The following is a 20,538-nucleotide window of genomic DNA, read 5'->3' on the forward strand; positions in this document are numbered from 1 at the left end:
AATGAATCTCAAGGAAGTAAACAGGGTTTTACAAGATACGTTTAATAAGCAATTAACAGAAGGAAAGAAACGTCATATTGTATTTTGGTATGACGAAGAAGGGGAATTTATTGAAGATATTGACGGCCTAAATCTCGAGAATATTAGGGTCTGGAAACTTACACAATATAATTTATTTGCTACGAAATATGAACTTGAAAAAAATGATCCTCATTCACATTTCTTAATCTATGCAAATATGGCTAAACCTAATCCAAGAGAAGACTGGCTACTTGGTGTATATAAATATAGTTTCGAATTTGCAACAGATAAAATTACAGTAATTATGAGGGACTTAGGTGTAACAAACGATTCACTTCGTCCTGTATTTAAGAAATACACGAAGTTTTTCAATAATAAAGATCGTTATGCTACATTCCAATCATATGATATTCAAGAATATACTGAGGAAAAGATAGATATAGCTGTCCTTTCAACTCTCTGTAAGAGTTACATTAACAATCTTGATGAAGTAGTTAAGACCTTATTTAAAGAACTGAATCAGGATGATAAAAAGGCGTGGGAGAGCATTCAAAAGTTTGGCGATGAGGATAGTTTTTGGAATTTGATGGAGAAACATTATTACTATTCATTAAATGAGCGCTCCATTCAAGACTTATTTATTTTCTTTACCCTTACAAATATTTCTGCCTCTTTGAATTTTTTGCTTCCTAATACATGGACAAAGTATATTTCTAGTAGCCCTACAAATTGTATTGTCCTTATGAATCAGTTTATGAATAACAAGACCGATCGGTTGGAATACAACAAGTTGGCAATAGAGATTGAAAATATGGTTAAGGTTAGTGACTACATTGATGAATGGGAAATAAAAGACTTCATAAAAACTGATGTATTTCAGATCTTTGATGAGAAAATCATCAACTATATCTCTACCCAGCTAAAAAATGATATTCATCAGTATGATTCATATGTTGATTTAATCTCTGAACGACGAACACTACACTGGTACCCTGAGTTTAAATATGAGTATGAATCATTAATTCAGGCCATTCATTTACTGAAAAAGGCATATGATCTAGACTTTTTTATTCGTCAAGAAAGTCCATTTGAAATGTTTAAAGAATATAGCGAGAATTACTATAAAATAGATACAGCGTATCGTAAGTTTTATGTCGCGTTCGATAAGCTTGAAAATAAGGAACGATTATTATCAATTAAAGAAAAAGTTGATAATGCGTATACGAATTGGTTTGCAGATGAGCTTTCGATAAAATGGTGTAATTCAGTTGAGGGCGAGTTAAGGAATCACTGGGCAATTACCGGAATGGATCAACAATATGACTTTTATAAAACAACTATCCAACCTTATATAAACAAAGGTGAACGGGTTTTTGTTATAATTTCTGATGCTCTCCGATTTGAGGCAGCAAAAGAATTAAGTGAGCTCTTAAATAATGAAAGAAAAGGTTCGACTGAAATCGTAACAATGCAGGGTGTGTTACCATCCTATACGGATCTCGGAATGGCCGTACTTTTGCCCCATAAACATATTACATATCAAGATGGTCAAGTTGAAGTAGATGGTATTAGGGCATCTGGTATAGAAAATCGAAATAATATCTTACAGAAGTATGTAGATGATTCAATAGCTATTCAGTATAGAAATATTATTGATATGAACCGCCAAGAACTTCGTGAGACCATATCTGGCAAAAGGCTTGTTTATATTTATCATAATTCTATTGATGCTAGAGGAGATCATGCGGCAACAGAACGGGAAGTTTTTGATGCTGTGGAGGATGCTTTTGTAGAGATCCGGTCATTAGTAAATCATCTAGTAAATAGTGTTAGTGCGTCCAATATTGTAATTACTACTGATCATGGTTTTATCTATAATAGAAACCCATTACATGCAAGTGATAAGGTAATAAAAAACATTGATAATGCAATAATTGAGAAAAGGCGATTTTTGTTATTAAATTCGGATGCGAATGCAGAACTTGAAGGCACAATGAAATTTTCTATGAATTACCTTTTACATGGTGATGAAAAACATGTAATCGTCCCACGAGGTTCTAATCGCTTTTCAGTTCAAGGAGCAGGAGCAAATTATGTTCATGGTGGGCAAATGCTGCAAGAAATCGTGATTCCTGTCATTAAGTTCAAAAATGACCGAGGGAAATCAGGAAAAAATGATGTTAGTAAAGTTGAGGTAAAACTTACAAGCATTTCAAGAAAAATCACAAGTATGATTACATATTTAGACTTTTTCCAAACAGTAAAAGTTGAAGATAAAAAGAAGCCACTTCGACTTAAGATTTATTTTGCCGATGAAGAAGGAAATCGTCTGTCAAATGAAAATATTATCATTGCAGATAGTAAATCATCAAAGCCAGAAGAAAGAACTTTTAAAGAGAAATTTGTGTTTAAAAACATGACTTATGACAAGGTGAAAAAGTATTATCTAATTATAGAGGATGAAGAAGAGTCAGTAGAGAATGTTTATGACAAAATAGCATTTACAATTGATATCGCCATATCAAATGATTTCGGTTTTTAGGAGAAATGCGGGGTTGAAAAAATGGAGGATTTAAACCATAAATTAAATGAATACTTTGCCGGGAAAGTAGTGCGTAAAGATCTAACGAAAAAGATTAAAGAAGGAGCTAATGTTCCAGTCTACGTATTAGAATATTTGTTAGGAATGTATTGTGCCACTACTGATGAAAATAGTATTCAAGATGGCGTTGAAATGGTAAAGAAAATTCTTTCAGACAATTTTGTACGTCCAGATGAAGCTGAAAAGGTTAAATCAAAAATAAAAGAGCTTGGCCGGTATACTGTTATTGATAAAATTTCAGTTAAACTAAATGAGAAGAAAGATGTTTACGAAGCTGAATTTTCAAATTTAGGCTTGAAGGGTGTATCTATCTCATCTAGATTTGTAAAAGAATTTGATAAGTTACTAGCAGGTGGTATTTGGTGCATTTTGAAGATGGAATACTTCTATGATGAGGAGCAAAAAGGTGTAAGTCCTTTTAGCATAGAAAGTATTACTCCAATTCAAATGCCTACTATGGATTTACAAGAACTATTTGACCAACGCAAACATTTTACTAAAGAAGAATGGATTGACGTCCTTATTCGCTCCATTGGAATGGAACCTACTCAACTTCAAGAGAATGTAAAATGGCATATGCTTTTACGCCTTGTACCTCTTGTAGAGAATAACTATAACATGTGCGAACTTGGGCCAAGGGGAACAGGGAAATCCCATGTTTATAAAGAGATTTCTCCGAACTCCATTCTAGTTTCTGGAGGTCAAACGACAGTTGCAAATCTTTTCTACAATATGTCATCCCGTCAAATTGGATTAGTAGGGATGTGGGACTGTGTAGCGTTTGATGAAGTAGCAGGTATTACTTTTAAGGATAAAGATGGAATACAAATTATGAAAGATTATATGGCTTCTGGTTCTTTTGCTAGGGGGCGTGAAGAAAAAAATGCTAATGCATCAATGGTTTTTGTTGGAAACATTAATCAAAGTGTGGATGTGCTTCTAAAAACTTCTCATCTCTTTGATCCATTTCCTGAAGCGATGGCATATGACTCAGCATTTTTTGATCGGATGCACTTTTATCTCCCAGGTTGGGAAATCCCGAAGATGCGACCAGAATTTCTAACAAATGAATACGGCTTTATTGTTGATTATTTAGCAGAATTTTTCCGTGAAATGCGGAAACGATCTTTTTCGGATACTGCAGAAAAATATTTTCGTTTCGGTAACAATCTGAACCAACGTGATGTCATTGCAGTAAGGAAGACAGTATCGGGTTTAATTAAGCTTTTATATCCAAATGGAGAGTTTAGTGTAGAAGCTGTGGAGGAGATTCTTCGTTACGCCCTAATTGGAAGACGGCGGGTAAAGGAGCAGTTAAAGAAAATTGGTGGCATGGAATTTTACGATGTTAATTTCTCCTATATTAATAATGAAACAATGATGGAAGAATTTGTGTCTGTTCCAGAACAGGGTGGCGGCAAAATTATTCCTGACGGTTTAGGTAAACCGGGACATATATACACTATTGCCCGTGGTAAATCAGGCATGATCGGAACATTTAAAATTGAAACTGAAGTCGTAAGTGGAAGTGGAAAATTTGAAAGAACCGGCCTTGGAACAGATCGAGAAGCGAAGGAAAGTATTGATACGGCTTTCCGCTACTTTAAGGCAAATAGTAAGAATATTAGTGGCTCGATTAGTACTACCTTGAAGGATTATTTGATGCACATTCAAGATATTCACGGTATTGGATTAACTAGTGAATTGTCACTAGCAGCCTTTATAGCATTATGTTCAGGTGCTATGCAAAAGCCTGTACAAAGTCAATTGGCTATTCTTGGAGCTATTAGTATTAGCGGGACAATTAATAAAGTTGAAGAATTAGCAAATGTTCTTCAAGTTTGCTTTGATTCAGGGGCTAAAAAGGTTCTATTACCAATGGCTTCTGCTGTTGATATTGGGACGGTTCCACCAGAACTCTTTGCGAAATTTCAGATAAGTTTTTACCAAAGTCCAGAAGATGCAGTGTTTAAGGCTTTGGGAGTTGAATAATTTCTTTATTTAAGGAGCTATATGGCTCCTTTTTGTACACTACCAATATGTTGTCTAGGATATAGTTGATAAAATACGAACGAACAAAACAACTTACGAGGCAATTTCAAATCCTTAAAGACAATTATTTTAGTTGATTTTTAAATGGTGCGATTCATTGGTGAACTTAGATCCATGTGGAGATCACTTAGATGAAGTAATCAACGAGATAATGAAAAGGTGCACATACTTAAGTTTTTAATGGTGCAGATAACATACCTGCATTGGCAGAATTTGATTTATCAGAAACTAGTTTTGATGAACGGTTCGTTAATGAGTTTACTTTATTAGAAAAAGACCTTATTACAGGCTAAAGGAACTGTGGGCCAATTAGGTATTTTAAAAATAAAAGATACTTAGGTGATGAGTTTCGTAAGCTTTTGATAGAAATTAAGGAAGAATTATTAGGTCTTATACCAATGGATTGAAAGAGAACTTTAATTTGGAAGTGATTAAATGTCAGAAAAAAAGGAAATTGCAAAAAAAATAATATCATCGGGATATTTTGCTAGTCAAATACCAGGTGAATTTAAATCAACATCTTTAAGTGAGAATATAGATATACTTGATTTAACAAAATCAAGACTATCAAAAGAAGGTTTAAACAAATGGTGTAAACTAATAGATTTTTCAATACCGAAGACGGAAAACTTCCGAAGGATTATATCAGTTCCACACCCGCTACATTATATATTGCTAGCAAGATTAATTGAAGATAATTGGGGAGATTTAGAGGTGCATTTTTCTAAGTCACAGTTTTCTTTAACAACTCCACAAGTTACTAAGGATAACATAGAACCAAAATATAAAATGTCTGAAAAGATTAATAGAAGGATACATAATCTGGTTTTAAAAAGATATATTTTACAAGCTGATATTACAAGGTATTACCCAAGTATTTATACTCATTCTATACCGTGGGCACTACACACAAAAGAGGTTGCAAAAGCAAATCAAAGAGATGATGGATACTACGGTAATGTGATTGATAGATTTGTAAGAAATTTGCAGGATGGACAAACTGTAGGAATTCCTATTGGGCCAGTTGCATCATTAATAATACAGGAAATAGTCGGTACAACAATTGACGTTGATTTCAAAAGAGAATATGGCGATGGTTTAGTAGGTTATAGATATACAGATGATATGGAATATTATTTTGGTTCATCAGAAGAAGCAGAAAGAGCCCAAAATATTTTGAATAAAATCTTAAAAAATTATGGGCTAGATCTAAATAATTCAAAGACTAGAGTAATTAAAATACCGCAAGTTTTGGAATCTGAGTGGTTGTACTACTTTAAAAAGTATGAATTTAGAAGAAATAAAAAGGATAAGAGAAAATCAATATACCTGCAGCATACAGATATAAAAGAATTCTTTAGTACAGCTTTTAGATATAAGATTCAATTAGATGAAAAGGGAATATTAAACTATGCAGTAAAAGTATTGAGGGGAGTTGTGATACATAGGGAGAATTGGGATATATTTGAATCGTTACTATTACAATCTATCCTTGTAGATTCATCAATAATACCTACAGTGTTTGAAACTATTGAAGGCTATCAATATAGAGGTTATCCATTAAATGATGAAAGAATAAAAGATTTTATAAATGTTCTTATAAAAGAAAATGTAGAGTTAAAAAATGATTTTGAGGTATCATGGGCTCTTAGTTTTGCAGCAAAGTTGGATATTTCTATAGAAGAAGATGTAAGTAAACTATTGTTAAAGAATGATAATGCGATAATAAATATACTAGTAATGGTTTTAAATTCAAAGAACCTTTTAAAAGGGGCATTAGATTTTTCATATTATGAAAGTTTTCTTACAGAAGAGAGTCTGTATGATAGCAATTGGCTCTTCTACTATGAGTGCTGTATTCATGGTTGGCTAGGTAAAGACAAAAATAATCAACATATTAAAAATGATAAGTTTTTTGTACAGCTTTTGAATAATAATGTATCATTTGTTAATCCGACACATTCTAAGGTATTAGAGGAAGTAAAGCACTCAATCATTTCTTTATGCCTTAAACACTATCAAACTAATATGAAGACCATGGAAGCACGGGATATTATGTCAAAAGTAATTGAAGACTACTCTTTTTCAATAGAAGCTAATTTAATAGAAGAATTAAATAATGAGTTATTGAATGAAATTAATAAAATAAAAACAGCAGAAGGAACGGTTGTGGAAACAGAAGACGCAGAACGAAGGGATGAAGAAACAGGAGAAACAGAAGTAACAGAAGGAACGGATGAAGAAACAGGGGAAACAGAAGGAACGGACGAAGAAACAGGGGAAACAGAAGGAACGGATGAAGAAACAGGGGAAACAGAAGGAACGGATGAAGAAACAGGAGAAACAGAAGGAACGGATGAAGAAACAGGGGAAACAGAAGGAACGGACGAAGAAACAGAAGAAAAAGAAGGATCAGATGGAGAAATTGAGGAAGACGAAGAAACAAAAGAAGTTCCTGAAATTGTAAGGGCACAAGGAAGTGACAACAACTGGTTATATTATTTTTTAACAACAAATGTAAACAAAGCCTTTAACATTAGGAATTTTGAAATAGAAGAAGAGTATTAAGTTTTTTTCTCTATTAGATACATCATGGGAAACCGTTTCATACGGAAAATGCACCAGTATATCTCATTTATTGTTTATTTATACAAATTTTACACATATATCATACAGAACCTTGCAGTATCAAAGGTTTAAGACCTATTTCGAACCTGTCCACCAGTATCCAAAGACTAGGGATAGGGATAGGGATTTTTTATTATTTATTGTTGAATTTAGTCGAGGGGATTTTATGCCGAATTACAAAAAAATAGTGCGCGATCGTATTTCAGAAGTAATTAAAATAAGAAAGTTATGATTTAAAAATTAAAAAAGTCAGTATGTTTGCAAAAAGCGAACCTTCCTACACCTATTTTAAGGATGGTTCTTTTTTTGTCATTTTTTGTTAAGATATATATAAGTATGCTAAGTTATTGGAGTTGATCAGGTGTTTGAAACAATTGTATATAACCTCGCCAAAAGGTTAAATATCTTAAAAACTTTAGGAACAAAAAAGACAAATTGGATTTCAAAAGTTGATGATTTAGGTTTATACATAGAAACAGAGTCCAGTAGAGAAAAGTTTAGTAGGGGAGAAAAAGAAAAGCCATTTGAATTTATGTCCTTCGAGTTTATTAACGAGGCTTGGAAAGAGTTTGTTTTACTAAGGGAAGCAACAGCTGATGGTTTTCAAAAGACTAGAGGACGTTCTTCATTCCTTATGGTATACTTCGCTAAATTGCCATTTGTTGAGGTAGTAAGTATTAATAATAAGATTGCTATTAAATTAAAGGAATTTCAAACTGACGATTTGCCTAGTGAACAATACCACAAGGTTAAAGTCTTTTTAGATGAAGTTATTACCGGAAAGTATGACCCTAAAAATCTGAGTGATCAAATAGAAGGAAATTTATATAGAATTAAGTCAAGAGGTCGGCAGGATGCGAGGTTATTAGGTTTTTTTGATGAAAATAACGAAATTAACAGTAGTCAATTTAATCTTTACCAAAGTGCAAAAGATAAGGACGAATATATCAAGCAAATTCTAATAAAGGTAGGTTATTTTAGGGTCGCACTTATTACTTTAGATCTTATAAGAGAGTTACCAAAAAGAGAGAAAAAGACTGCTCTAGAACAATTAGGTATGCTTATTGTTAGGAATTCTAGAGGGGATAATTTAATGGTTGAATCAGTCGCGAAGGAGAGAACACATAATCTTCTTATGTGGTTAGAAAACACCAACCTAATTGATCAAGAATGGAATCCAACTGAACAGTTCTTTAATACTTTAAGCAATAGGGAGTCCAAAATGGAAACTAATATTAAAGAAAGTTTTGTAAAAGTAATGAGCGAGTATTTAGACTCGAAAACAGAGCCCTTAGCAAACCACCCTTTAGGAAGTTTTGTTAGGAATGACTTTCCTGATGAGTTCTATAAGCTTTCTTTCATCGATACTTCTGACTATGTGGTTACAGGTTCTATAGGGCAGGGTAATTGGGCTTTTGTACCTTGGATTGCCATTATGAACCGGTCTATTACTGTGTCTACCCAACGGGGATATTATATTGTTTATCTGTTTAGTGAGGATATGAAAAGAGTTTATCTTACTCTTGCTCAGGGCGTTACAGAAACATCGAAGCAAGACATGTTAAAGATAAAGGATGAAATCCGTCAATCAATACCTGCGGCAAGTAATGTTAGGAAAGATGAAAATATCTTTTTAGGAGAGAGCAAAAAAGCAAGAGATTACGCTCTTTCTACTGCTGTATACATACATTATGAATTTGAGGATATGCCTGCTGAGAGTGAACTTGTAGAAGATTTGGAGGAAATGGTTAATATTTATGAAAACTTCATCTCTATAAAAAATGGAAACGTTCCTACTGACTATCAAAATGATGATCAGAAAGATCTAATTAGAGAAAAGGATGATTACTTATCCTACAATGAACTAATTAAACATATTTTCTCTTACATTAGAGGTAAAGGCTTTTATTACGATAAGGAAGAAGTTATCAACCTGTTTTTATCCCTAAAAACCAAACCATTCGTCATCATTTCCGGTATATCAGGAACTGGAAAAACAAAAATCGTACAATGGTTTGCTGAAAGTTTAGGAGCGACTGAAAAGAATGGGCAATTTAGTTTAATCCCGATCCGTCCAGATTGGAATGATGGATCTGATTTGCTTGGCTACGTTGATATTAAGGGTGAATTTAAAGAGGGGCCTTTAACTAAGGTAATCAAGAGCGCTCACCAGAATCCTGAGTTGCCTTATTTTGTGCTTCTGGATGAGATGAACCTGGCGCGTGTTGAGTATTATTTTAGTGATATTTTAAGTGTGATGGAAAGTCGCAAGTGGGAGAATGGGGAGGTTGTTTCTTCAACTCTTCTCTCAAGTGATGTTTATGGGGAGGACCTTACTCTTCCAAACAATCTTTATATTATCGGAACGGTTAATATGGATGAAACGACACATCCATTCAGCAAAAAGGTATTGGACCGGGCAAATACGATTGAGTTTAATCGTGTAAATCTTGGTAACCTGGCCTTTTTAAGTGAGCTTGAAGAAGTGGAGCCGAAAGTTATCGGTCAGGACCGTTTTGCTTCTAAGTATCTTCATTTAAAGGATGTATATAAAGAAAATCAAAAAATGGTTGCTAGGGCCACGGATGAACTGGTTAAGATTAATGAAGCGCTTCAGTTGATTAATGCGCATGTTGGTTACCGTGTTCGCGATGAGATCTGCTTTTATCTGGCTTACAATGAAGAATCAAATTTAATGGAGTTTGAACCTGCATTTGACCACTGTATTTTGCAGAAGATCCTCCCGCGAATTGCAGGCAGCGACACTCGAGTGGAACAATTGCTGAGAGGGCTTTATAGTTTGTTTGCGAATCAAGAATATGAAGAAGATGGCCAAATTGACATTCAAAATGGCGATTATCCACGAAGCGCAGCAAAAGTTGCTGAAATGCTTGGGAGGTTAAGAAACGATGGCTTCACTTCCTTCTGGATCTCGTGATGATGTTGAATTAGTAAAAATAGAGACTGAGGATCTTTCATTAGTGATAAAGGGAAAACCTTATCATGAAAGGTATGAAGGATTACGGCAATATAAGACTATGGACCGTCATGATGTGATGGATTTTACAGTGGATGGAGATAGCATTCAGGAGATTAGGGTATATGATATCGCCAATCAAGAGCTGGTCACTCCTTCTGATCAAAGGCCGATCTTCTTTGAAAATGGGGTCTATCAACTGATCGTCGTTCCTAAAGCTGATCAGGAGTTCACTTTTTATCATGAATATCCTCTTATCAGACAAGCCGTCTCTCCAGTACCAATTGGTAGCCAATCGATTCTTATGGGGAATCTGCAGTTCCAAAACGAGGTTGGTTTTACAACATTCGAAATAAGGGCGGATGGTAAGGCGATCCTTGAAGTCACGTTGGAGATATTTCCTGTGAAACTTGATTATAAAAAGGATTATCAAAATCTTTTAGATGAAGTGAATGATGAAATCTATAACTTGGCTTTTCATTTTATCCGAAAAACATATTTGGGTGCCAGGTTAAGGCTGGAGGGAAATCCGTCAAAAGCGGAATTTTACCGGCTGATAAGTGAGCATTTTCATCAATTCCTTCAGGCCGTTGCGAGAATTGAGTTCCAACCTCATCATAAATTGGAGAAGACGTATGAAAAAGCACGCGGGGACCAGCTGAGGAAGCAGGACTCTGTCAGCAGGAATTTTTTGCGGAAGCGTGCGAACGTTTTTGTCGATGTATCAAAAGGGATTGACATTCATAGCAGGACAGTCATGCCATCAGAGGGGTTGAAAATTAAAAAAGAGCTTACATATGATACTTTGGAGAACCGCTATGTTAAGTGGATGATTGAGCGGATCAAACAAAAGCTGGATGATTTGTTGGACTCTATTACGAGTAAAAATAGATGGAATAGAGAGAATCTAGACTATGACTTAGTTGAGAAAATTAAATCAATGTCTCTACAATTAAAGTCTAAACTGAGCAGTCCTTTTTGGAAGTCTATTGGCAAGCTGGACCGTTCCGTTATGAGTCTGGTTCTGCAAATGGCGCCTGGTTATCGGGACGCTTTTCAAATCTATTTAACCGTTTCAAAAGGATTGATGCTGCAGGGGAAACTATACCGAATGTCGGTAAAGGACGTTGCCACTCTTTATGAATATTGGACATTCTTGAAATTGGGACAGATTCTTGGTCAAAAGTATAAGCTTATTAGTCAGGATATTGTTCAGGTTAACAGGGAAGGTTTGTTTGTCAATCTGGAAGCAAACAAAGCCGCCAGGAGAATATTCAAGCACCCTGTTACGAATGAAGAAATAATATTAGCGTATCAAAAGCGGGAGACTAGCTTGCCGACAGTTTCGCAAATACCTGATACGATGCTGAGCATTGAGAAAAAGGGAAAGGGCTACAAATACCATTATATTTTTGATGCTAAATATCGGATTGATTATGCCCAGGAAGACAGCTATTATCAAAAACGATATAAAACCCCCGGTCCGATGGAAGATGATATTAATACGATGCATCGCTATCGGGATTCGATTGTTGCAACAAATGGGGGTCCATTTGAAAGAACCGCTTTTGGAGCTTATGTATTATTCCCATGGTTTGACGAAACCGTCTATGAAGAGCACCATTTTTACAAGAGTATCGATAAAGTGAATATTGGCGGGCTGCCTTTCCTGCCGAATACCACGAATATGGTTGAACGGTTTTTAGAAAGATTGATTGATAAGAGCCCAGAAGAGATTCAAAGGGATGGCATCCTGCCAAGGGGTGCACATGAAGAATGGAAGTCGAGCCTGGATCAAATGGTGTTGGTTGGGCTTGTTTCTGATCAAGAGAGTTTTGACCAATTCATCAAGGAAGCGTATTATCAAATTCCGGTCAATCAATTAAGGAAAGGCTGGCAGGAAGCAGAGTATGTAGCTTTGTATGTTAAAAACAGCTTGAATACTGATAATGGCGTTCAGCTTTATGCGAAGATTAAAGATGTCAGGCCGTTTAATAATGGAACAGATGAATATATTCGTTTCCATGTAGCTGCCTGGTCTAAACTAAAACAGAATATCAAGCCCGTTAATTACGGCATATCAAGCTATGTGATGTCGACCTTAAATGCTTTAAAGGAAGCTCGGGAACTTCCTGAATTATTTATGAAGTCTAAGGAAGAGATGACCATCTGGCGGATGCTTAGAAGGGTCTCTGATCAAATTAGGGTTGATTTGGACCACGAGAATCTTGATCGGGCTTCTAGAATATCAGAGTATAAGATTAAGGATATTAAAGTGATCATGGATAAGCAGGAGCGGGAAATCCGATTCATTCAAAAAAACTCAGAAGAAGCAGTTTCGATTGATCAATTAGAGAAAAATCCTTCAGGGGTTTTTAAGAAATTGATGGAGATGCTTCAACAATAGATTGATCAAAGGCAGACTAATGGGTCTGCCTTTTTATATTACTTGAAACTTCGAATGCGATTTAATCATGGATTGGCTTGCACACTTTGCAAGGTTTAACGGATGGATCGTTTAGCTCTTCAAGATGTTCCAGAGGATGATAGTATCCGTTCTTCTCCTTATTAATGATCACTTTCAGATCAAAATTCTTTTTTGTGATATAGGAGCAGCTTGTCTTATGAAGCTTGTTTCCATTAGCGCTGTCATAAACGATTACATAAGGATATTTCAGGATTTCAGCAAACATCTTTATAGCCATAAATAACACTCCCTTTTTCTATGAATATATCACTTAGGTTAGCTGAATGGTATAATTTAACTATACTTTATTCTGAATTGAGGGAAAATAACATGGCATCTATCACTCAGGAGAAATTTGAATTGCCAAGTAACATGCGAGGCAGAAGTATTTATTTAAATATTTTTAGTGGGTTATTGGTTTAAGTATGGGCAAGTCAATGGTGTATAACAAACTAGTCCGAGATCGGATACCACAAATCATAAATCAGTCTGGAAAATCATTTAATACAATAAAACTAGAAAATGAGGAATATATCAAAGAGCTGAAAAATAAAGCATTTGAGGAACTGAACGAATACACAAATAGTGCTAACAATCAAGAAGCTGCTGAAGAATTGGCGGATTTATTAGAAGTAATGCATTCGTTAGCAGAAGTTCACGGGTATAAATTTGATCAGATTGAGGAAATACGACAACGGAAAGCAGAGGTCAGAGGTGGGTTTAAGGAAAGGATTTATTTGATTGATGTTGAGGAGTAGAAAAGATAATTAAATGCCGGTTACTATACATCAAGAAAAATATCTTGTTTGTAATGATTGGTATGAAAGGAATAGGACAAAATTCTTTTCATGGGTTGAGAGCTTGAGTTATTACTGTCTCTAAGATTTCCAGAAGATCATTTTGTAAGGGACGTTTTAAGTGAAACAATTAATAGGAGCCATTTACTTATCGTTTGGGTTTTTGTTTTATTTACTAAACAGCTTTGAGGGATTCAAAGCTACGCACGCCTATAACTTTATTGTTTTTGGATTCTTTCTAACTGGTATTGCCTATTTGTTTAACGGCTTAGCAGATTCAAAAAAGATGAAAGAAGAAAAATAATAATTAGGAACTAACGTAGTTGTCAGAGACAAAATAATAAAGCTTATCAGCATCTATAAGAACACAGCATCTTTTATTTACAGATCATTCTAGAAAGCGTTAATGATCTTTCTCAATGCTAACCTTTTATTTTCTTAATTGTTCTAGTTCAAAATGAGTTTCAGGAGGATTACAATGACCAACCTAAAAGGCAAAATTGCAATAGTAACTGGCGCAAGCCGCACTAAAGGAATAGGGGCTGCGATTTGCCGCTCACTTGCGAATGCTGGGGCAGATGTATTTTTTACACATTGGTCTCCATTTGATGAGGTTAGCGGTAATGGATCAGATAAGGATTTTCCTAATTTGTTATGTGAAGAGTTAAGACAAATCGGAGTTCATGCTGCTCATATGGAAGTTGACTTGAGTAGGAGTGAATCACCTGGTCTTATAATGGACCGGGTTGAAGAAACGCTGGGGACACCTAGTATATTAGTGAACAATGCTACCTTTGAATCGCCAGCGGATTTTCGAACTTTGAATAGAGAGATACTGGACTTGCATTACAGTGTGAATAACAGTGGAACACTAATGCTTTCTCTGGAATTTGCAAAAAGGTATGAAAATACATTTCCTGAGGGGAAAGATGGCCGAATCATTAATATGGTATCTAAAGGTCCTGATCCTAACAATCTGGCCTATATAGCAACTAAAGGAATGATCATCGCAATAACCGAACCTTTATCAGTTGGATTAGCACCCATCGGTATCACTGTGAATTCCGTCGATCCTGGTCCCACAGATTCAGGTTGGATTAATGATGAATTGAGAAAACAGCTGCTGCCACTTTTTCCAACAGGACGAATAGGTGTACCTGAAGATGCTGCGCGATTAATAACGTTCCTAGCCAGTGATGACTCTGGCTGGATTACTGGACAAACGATAAAATCTGAGGGTGGATTTTTGGGGAAATAAATTAAGTTCATAATTGCAACTAAGAAAGATAAAAGAAGCCTGTTTTCTTGCTGAAAGTGCAGGAAACAGGCTTTTGTTATGAGTTCGTCCATGGAAAGCTAAGAACACACATTGGAATGAAAGTCTTCATGGATTATTACTTAGAAAACTAAGCAATAAACCGGCATTTTGGAAAGCTGCTGCAACCCTTGAATTTTCCTTTCTTACCTGTTCTGGATACAAGCGGGCTTCCGCAGCGGGGGCAAATGTTTTCTGTCACCATGACTTTCTTTTGCTGAAGGTCATTTTTAATATCGGATACATGCTTTTTCTTTATTTCATTCTTCTGTTTGAAATCCTTGATGATAAAAGGAGAAAGCAATTGTTTCACTTTTCCTCGTTTGAAATGAGATATTTCCTGAGTTACTTCAATCTGCTGTATTGTTGACAGGAGTTCGCCGCTCTTGATGACATAGGCATTCTTAAATGGTTCTTTGAATTTCAGGGTTGCTTCTTTTCCGAAAACGATGATGGAGTGGATGGGTAGATCTGCGGCCAAATCTCCTAATTGTGTTTGAAGTGCTTTTATATGGCCTGAATTCTGCCAGATTGGATTGTAGAATTTATCTTTTCGTTTATAATTTGTCTGATTCCAAGACTGGCTATGTTCTGAGCCGGTAATCCAGCCTTTATAATTCTTCGTTTCTATGACAAATAGGCCTTTAGGTGAAATGAGAATATGGTCAATTTGAGTAGTTTGGCCATTTTCTTTTGGTAAATAGATGTCATTCATCAAGGTATGTTCCTGCGGATCTTAAGTAGAGAGGATGTTGGCCACTCGTCTTTCTCCTACCCAGCCCTTAATAGTGGCAAAATTACGGTTCAGAATCCAAACTATGACAAACATCAATACAGGTAAAATATAAGCTTCCATGAGTTGTGTGCCTCCTATAGGTAAATATAACTAAAACTATCGTAACATATTTTTCAGAAAAATTATCCATTTTTAGAAAAAAAGAAGTTTCTACTTTACGATTCTGCTTCTTATCGAAAGGATTAAAATTCTTAAATTAATTTTTTGAGTATTAACGAAACTTTTATGGAGTATAACCGTATTTAAGGAAATATATAGGAGGGATGATCATGAAGTCTTTAGCAGAACGTAAAATATTAAGAGAGGAACGAAGAAGAAAAATAGAGTATAAAGAAGGAAAATGGTGAGCCTTCTTCGATGCTGTATTTGATGTTTTAATTTTACTTTCTGAGGGACTGATACGTTTGATTTCAAAATTAGCAAAAGCAGTATTTAAAATAGTTGATTGATCGTCCAATGGTGAAAAACTGGTAACCTGCACGTGGTCACATCCAATAATTTACTGAATACAAGTCACCAGTAGAAATACGGTAAAAGATAACTGTTATTATAAGAAGTTCGGAGACTATTAATGTGTTGTTAAAATAAGCAAAGTCTGAACACATCATCATTCTGGGAGGCCTATAAAAAATTTCGGGCTAGTTATCGAATAAAATACCGCCCTAAAAGATTGCCGACCAGGAAAACCAGGATCATGATCAAACTAATCGGAAGACTGGTGAGGATCAATTGCCAGTCCATCAGTTCAGATTTGGCTAAAAAATAATAGGTAACGAGGCAGTAAGGGATAAGCAGGAACAGTGCCGTTATGATCCCAGGTGTATAACTCCTGAACTTAATGCTTTGAACGATGTGCATGGTTGCCTGCAAAACAAATAAATTAAGAATGGCGGTAAACATAAGAAAACCTTCTGCATTAGATGAAAATTTAGCGGTCATCACTGAAGTGAAGGAGATAATCAGTAAAATCCATGTAGCTGAAACAGCAAGCTCGGCAGCGGTGGAACCTAGCTTTTTCCTCATTCTTAATGTCATCTCGACGAAGTTGGTTTTCAGATATTTGTTTGCATCCATGGAAGATTCAATGGTGATGATTTCTTCTAGATCATGGAAAATGAAAATAATCGGAAACAACCAGATTAATGTTTTCAGATCTAAAAATTGGTGGAGCGCCTCTAGCATCTTTCGCTACCTCCTTGTACTGTCATCTATTTTGCATTTTATGGGACAGGATTTTATAATATGCCAAAGGCCGAACAAGAGACGTTATGAAAATACAAATCATTGGTATGTTATTCACCGGTTAGTAGCTGTCCGCCAGCTAATTTTTGAAAATGAGCCAGAGCTAGTAATGGAAAAACATATTCATAACAATGGTAATTGATATAAAAGGATCCAGCCATTCCTCTTCCTTTTGGATAGGCTGTCGTCCACTCTTTTTCCTTCCTATCCACTAAAAAAGCTGCACCGTTTTCAATTTCAGGTGTAACTTCAGTTGCTGCTGTAATCAGTGTGTCAAGAGCCCATGCGGTATGCGTGCGAGTACTTTCGCCCAACGGTACATAACGATTTTTGATATCACTTTTACAGGATTCTCCCCATCCGCCGTCTGGTTTCTGGATTGACCGCAACCATGTTAGCGCCTTTTGAATGGCTGGATGCTTTGGGGATACCCCAACTGCAATCATTCCTGTTACTGCCGCCCACGTACCATAAATATACACACCCCAACGGCCCACCCAGGAACCATCAGAATTTTGATGCCGCAACAGCCAGCGAATGCCATCTTTAATCATCGGGTGGTGAAAATCCAAATTGGTAAAGTTGCCCAAGAACTCCAATGTCCTTCCTGTTAAATCAACCGTGGACGGGTCAATCAATAAATCCTTTCCTCCTTCTATCGGTAACAAGGTCAATAATTTTTTATCTACATCCTTTTCGAATGCCGCCCAGCCACCATCATTGTTTTGCATGGAAGTGAGCCAGTTTACTCCACGATCCCATGCCTGCCGGCAATCCACTTTCTCTGTGGCCAAAGTACGGATCGCCCTTAGTGCAGCGGTTGTGTCGTCAATATCTGGGTGGAACGTGTTCAGGTCCGCAAATCCCCAGCCTCCTGGTAACAGGTCTGGTGCATGATTGGCCCAATCCCCGTATTTGAGATGCTGACGGGAGAGAATGTATTCATTTGCTTTTTGAACAGTGTTGGATGAATAGGTAATACCGGATTCTTGCAGAGCATAATTAACCAAGGTTGTATTCCAGACCGTAGCCGTCGTGTACTGGCAGTGGAGTTTTCCGTCGATCCGGGTGGCCATTGCTTTCAACCCTTGCACTGCACGGGTAATCACCGGATGTGTAGTATGATAGCCTCTAGCCATTAAGGCAAAAATCATTAGGGTAGTACAACTGAAATAATTCAAGAAGGTACCGTCTGGTTCGAATCGGTCCAGCATATACTTTTCGGCACGATATAAGGCCAACTCGCGAAGGTTTCCATGGGATTTCAATCCCTTTATCCCTTGTTTAATCCAATTGATCAGCGAGCGCGCATCTTCTTCTTGATCTTCTGTTAAAAAACGAACTTCTTTGTTTTGAAATAAATCGGAGAGATCGGGTGATCGTGGTGTTCGCTTACGGAAATTCGTATTGGCGAGAATCAAAAAAGGGATAAGGTTGGCTCTTCCGTATACGGAGATGTCAAAAAGGTTGATTGGAAAGGAGTCTGGTATAAGCATCACTTCAATATTTATAGGGAGGTGCGGCCACTCACATTGTCCTGTCAGGGCCAGCATGATTTTTAGAAACAAATGGACTTCCGAGGCACCTCCGTTGGCCAAAATAAACTGCCTGGCTGCCTGGATTTCCGGATCCTTTTTATCCCGGTAACCAGAATAAAGAAGGGCATAATAAGCCTCCACAGTGGATGTTAGATCTCCTTTTTCTTGGTCATGAAACAACTTCCATGACCCATCCTCCTGCTGTTCTCCGGCAATCCGATCCACCAATTCTTTTATTAATTCTTCATCATCAATCTCCAATGTCCGTAATAAGATAATCATACTGCAGTCCGTTACGATCCCGGTCTCGAAAGGGTAATGCCAGGCACCGTTTTCTGATTGGTCCTGGATCAGCTGATCAACGATTCTGCTCATTTCCTTATATACCCGATGCCTCATTGAACCCATCCTCTCCCGAATATACATCTTTGTATTCATATTCCTTGTGCAAAATGAATATGCATTCCTTTGATGGGAATGAATGATCCACACAAAATGAACGTTTATGAAGGATGATGCCGTTCTTGCTTAAATCTTTCTCAGATGTAAAAAAAGAATTAAAGAAAAAGTCGAAAAAGAAAGCTTTCGGTCATCTGCCTGATTTATCAGAAAAAGATAAAGGATGGATTTATTTTATAAAAGAGCAGACGAGACAACTCAATCGAAACAATGTAACACGGACGCAGGCTTATTTTCAGTTTTACCAACAACACCCTGAAATCCATTGGGCTTTCCTCGGACATATGGTATCGCGAAACGTCGGATGGAACATGACGGATTTAAAAGGGGAGTTGCTGACAAAGCTTTTATCTGATAAGGATCAGAAAGACCTTTTTTCCTTTTTGGAGCGCGGCAGCTGGTTGATATTTCAAGATGTGTATCCTCAATTTTTGATCTATGACCTGAGTGTGAGAGGCAGAAAGGAAATGTTCCATCTTTTACGGTACTTTCATGTTTCCACCTTCATGGAAACGATGTGGCGTTATTTTTGGAATAGTGGTGATCAAGCTGCATTGGCGTTTGCGATGGTGATCAATGAACAGAGCTATCTGGAAAAAAGATTGATCCAAAATCAGCATTATAAAAAAATCGTAACAGGTACGGTCAGCTTTAAAATGTACGATTTTTTGAATTTCAACAATATCATTTTTCCCTGTTGTGCCGGGAACAAAAAGGTGAAAGCTTCCCTTAACGGCGGCACGTTACGCTACTTCACTTCGCTCCACGAGAGAATTTTATTTGGAAAAAAGTTGTATTCGCTTCTTTTTCAGCAAGAAAGAATTCTGGCTGGGGTCTTGAAATGGGCCCAAGAACATCCTCACACAGGCTCAAGGAAAGATTATTGGCCTCATTTGTTTAATGATATAAATGAATCTTTCCCCCGGTCCTTTTATAAGCGTCGGATCAAGAATTGCGAGTTAAGAAAGGGTGCCGAGCGGTTATACAGCCCGCCCTTGAAATACACCTGGCCGGATACCCGTCATGAAGAGGCAGAGAGCGGGGATTGGTTTGAGGATTGGCATGTCCTCGATTATTTTCATAAGGAAGTCAGTGTGGATGGAGAAATTTTAACTAATTATTGCAAAACAATTGAAAAAATCGAACTTGCGGTCATGGCGAAGGAAGCCATTCTATTGCGAGAAGAATAATCAAACATGAGCAGTTTCTAAACAATATTAGGATAGTCATAACTTTAAAATCAAAAGGCTATATTGATGTCTTTTGATTTTTTATTTATGGTATCCTACTGCTTTTGACCCTTATTAAAATTTAATTTTAGATAATTTATCTAAATTCACACTTTTTTCGACACGAATTGTGTATAATTGATACCAGCGGAAAATTTAATACATAAAGAATCTGGTGTCTGCTAAACGAATTTTAATAGTTTAGAGACTTAATAGGGAAGTTGGTGAAATTCCAACGCGGTCCCGCCACTGTAACTGGGAGCTTCAAGCTTTATGCCACTGTACTGTTTGTATGGGAAGGCGCTTGATAGCAATGACCAGAAGCCAGGAGACCTGCCTGATTCTTCGCGTCACAACCTACGAGGATAGGAGGTGTTTGGGAACGATTCTGGCTTTTTATTAGAGGAACCGATAC

At 36.6% G+C, this 20,538-nt stretch carries 13 protein-coding genes, 1 pseudogene and 1 riboswitch; of the genes and pseudogenes, 9 read left to right on the forward strand and 5 right to left on the reverse strand.

The genetic code is table 11. The features are described from left to right. The first annotated feature begins 1 nt into the window (after position 1). The 5 genes from pglZ (at position 2) to M3593_RS10855 (ending at position 12,687) form a co-directional block, all read left to right on the forward strand. The gene (gene pglZ, locus M3593_RS10835; RefSeq protein WP_251541470.1) at positions 2–2,563 is read left to right on the forward strand and encodes a BREX-1 system phosphatase PglZ type A; all 2,562 of its coding nucleotides are present in this window, start codon (positions 2–4) and stop codon (positions 2,561–2,563) included. Between the two features lie 21 nt (positions 2,564–2,584). After that, positions 2,585–4,615: a protease Lon-related BREX system protein BrxL gene (gene brxL, locus M3593_RS10840; protein WP_251541469.1), complete on the forward strand. Its 2,031-nt coding sequence runs from the start codon at positions 2,585–2,587 to the stop codon at positions 4,613–4,615. 495 nt (positions 4,616–5,110) lie between these two features. Next, positions 5,111–7,243 (forward strand): RNA-directed DNA polymerase, encoded by a 2,133-nt coding sequence (locus M3593_RS10845; protein WP_251541468.1) that lies wholly within the window; start codon positions 5,111–5,113, stop codon positions 7,241–7,243. A gap of 421 nt (positions 7,244–7,664) precedes the next feature. Further along, entirely contained in the window at positions 7,665–10,241 is a 2,577-nt protein-coding gene (locus M3593_RS10850; RefSeq protein ID WP_251541467.1) for an MrcB family domain-containing protein, read from the forward strand. Further along, complete coding sequence (locus tag M3593_RS10855) at positions 10,213–12,687, forward strand: restriction endonuclease-like protein (protein WP_251541466.1); 2,475 nt, start codon at positions 10,213–10,215, stop codon at positions 12,685–12,687. The genes M3593_RS10850 and M3593_RS10855 overlap by 29 nt, the downstream gene beginning before the upstream one ends. 61 nt (positions 12,688–12,748) lie before the next feature. Here M3593_RS10855 and M3593_RS10860 read toward each other — a convergent pair whose 3' ends face one another. Beyond that, positions 12,749–12,985 carry a hypothetical protein gene (locus tag M3593_RS10860; protein WP_251541464.1) on the reverse strand — a complete coding sequence of 79 codons (237 nt, stop codon included), beginning with the start codon at positions 12,983–12,985 and terminating at the stop codon, positions 12,749–12,751. 187 nt (positions 12,986–13,172) lie between these two features. Between M3593_RS10860 and M3593_RS10865 the strand changes: the two genes are divergently transcribed. The 3 genes from M3593_RS10865 (at position 13,173) to M3593_RS10875 (ending at position 14,802) form a co-directional block, all read left to right on the forward strand. Beyond that, positions 13,173–13,505 (forward strand): nucleoside triphosphate pyrophosphohydrolase, encoded by a 333-nt coding sequence (locus M3593_RS10865; RefSeq protein WP_251541463.1) that lies wholly within the window; start codon positions 13,173–13,175, stop codon positions 13,503–13,505. A 160-nt stretch (positions 13,506–13,665) separates the two neighbouring features. Further along, on the forward strand, positions 13,666–13,848 hold the full coding sequence (locus M3593_RS10870) for a hypothetical protein (RefSeq protein ID WP_251541462.1): 183 nt from the start codon (positions 13,666–13,668) through the stop codon (positions 13,846–13,848). 174 nt (positions 13,849–14,022) lie between these two features. Continuing rightward, complete coding sequence (locus M3593_RS10875) at positions 14,023–14,802, forward strand: SDR family oxidoreductase (protein WP_251541461.1); 780 nt, start codon at positions 14,023–14,025, stop codon at positions 14,800–14,802. 148 nt (positions 14,803–14,950) lie between these two features. On the opposite strand, the gene M3593_RS24240 is transcribed toward M3593_RS10875, so the two are convergent. From M3593_RS24240 to shc, 4 genes and pseudogenes are all read right to left on the reverse strand, one after another. After that, positions 14,951–15,064: a topoisomerase DNA-binding C4 zinc finger domain-containing protein gene (locus M3593_RS24240; RefSeq protein ID WP_353056086.1), complete on the reverse strand. Its 114-nt coding sequence runs from the start codon at positions 15,062–15,064 to the stop codon at positions 14,951–14,953. A gap of 249 nt (positions 15,065–15,313) precedes the next feature. Next, a pseudogene (locus tag M3593_RS24245) lies at positions 15,314–15,580 on the reverse strand (nuclease-related domain-containing protein); the annotation flags it as partial. A gap of 717 nt (positions 15,581–16,297) precedes the next feature. Then, positions 16,298–16,837, reverse strand: coding sequence for an HXXEE domain-containing protein (locus tag M3593_RS10885; RefSeq protein ID WP_251541459.1), 540 nt, complete (start codon positions 16,835–16,837; stop codon positions 16,298–16,300). 110 nt (positions 16,838–16,947) lie between these two features. After that, positions 16,948–18,834: a squalene--hopene cyclase gene (gene shc / locus M3593_RS10890; RefSeq protein WP_251541458.1), complete on the reverse strand. Its 1,887-nt coding sequence runs from the start codon at positions 18,832–18,834 to the stop codon at positions 16,948–16,950. A gap of 116 nt (positions 18,835–18,950) precedes the next feature. Between shc and M3593_RS10895 the strand changes: the two genes are divergently transcribed. Then, the gene (locus M3593_RS10895; RefSeq protein WP_251542302.1) at positions 18,951–20,084 is read left to right on the forward strand and encodes a DUF2515 family protein; all 1,134 of its coding nucleotides are present in this window, start codon (positions 18,951–18,953) and stop codon (positions 20,082–20,084) included. Between the two features lie 195 nt (positions 20,085–20,279). Then, positions 20,280–20,478, forward strand: a riboswitch (cobalamin riboswitch). Positions 20,479–20,538 lie beyond the last annotated feature (60 nt).

Source organism: Mesobacillus sp. MER 48 (assembly GCF_023714225.1).
Taxonomy (GTDB): Bacteria; Bacillota; Bacilli; order Bacillales; family Cytobacillaceae; genus Mesobacillus; species Mesobacillus oceanisediminis_A.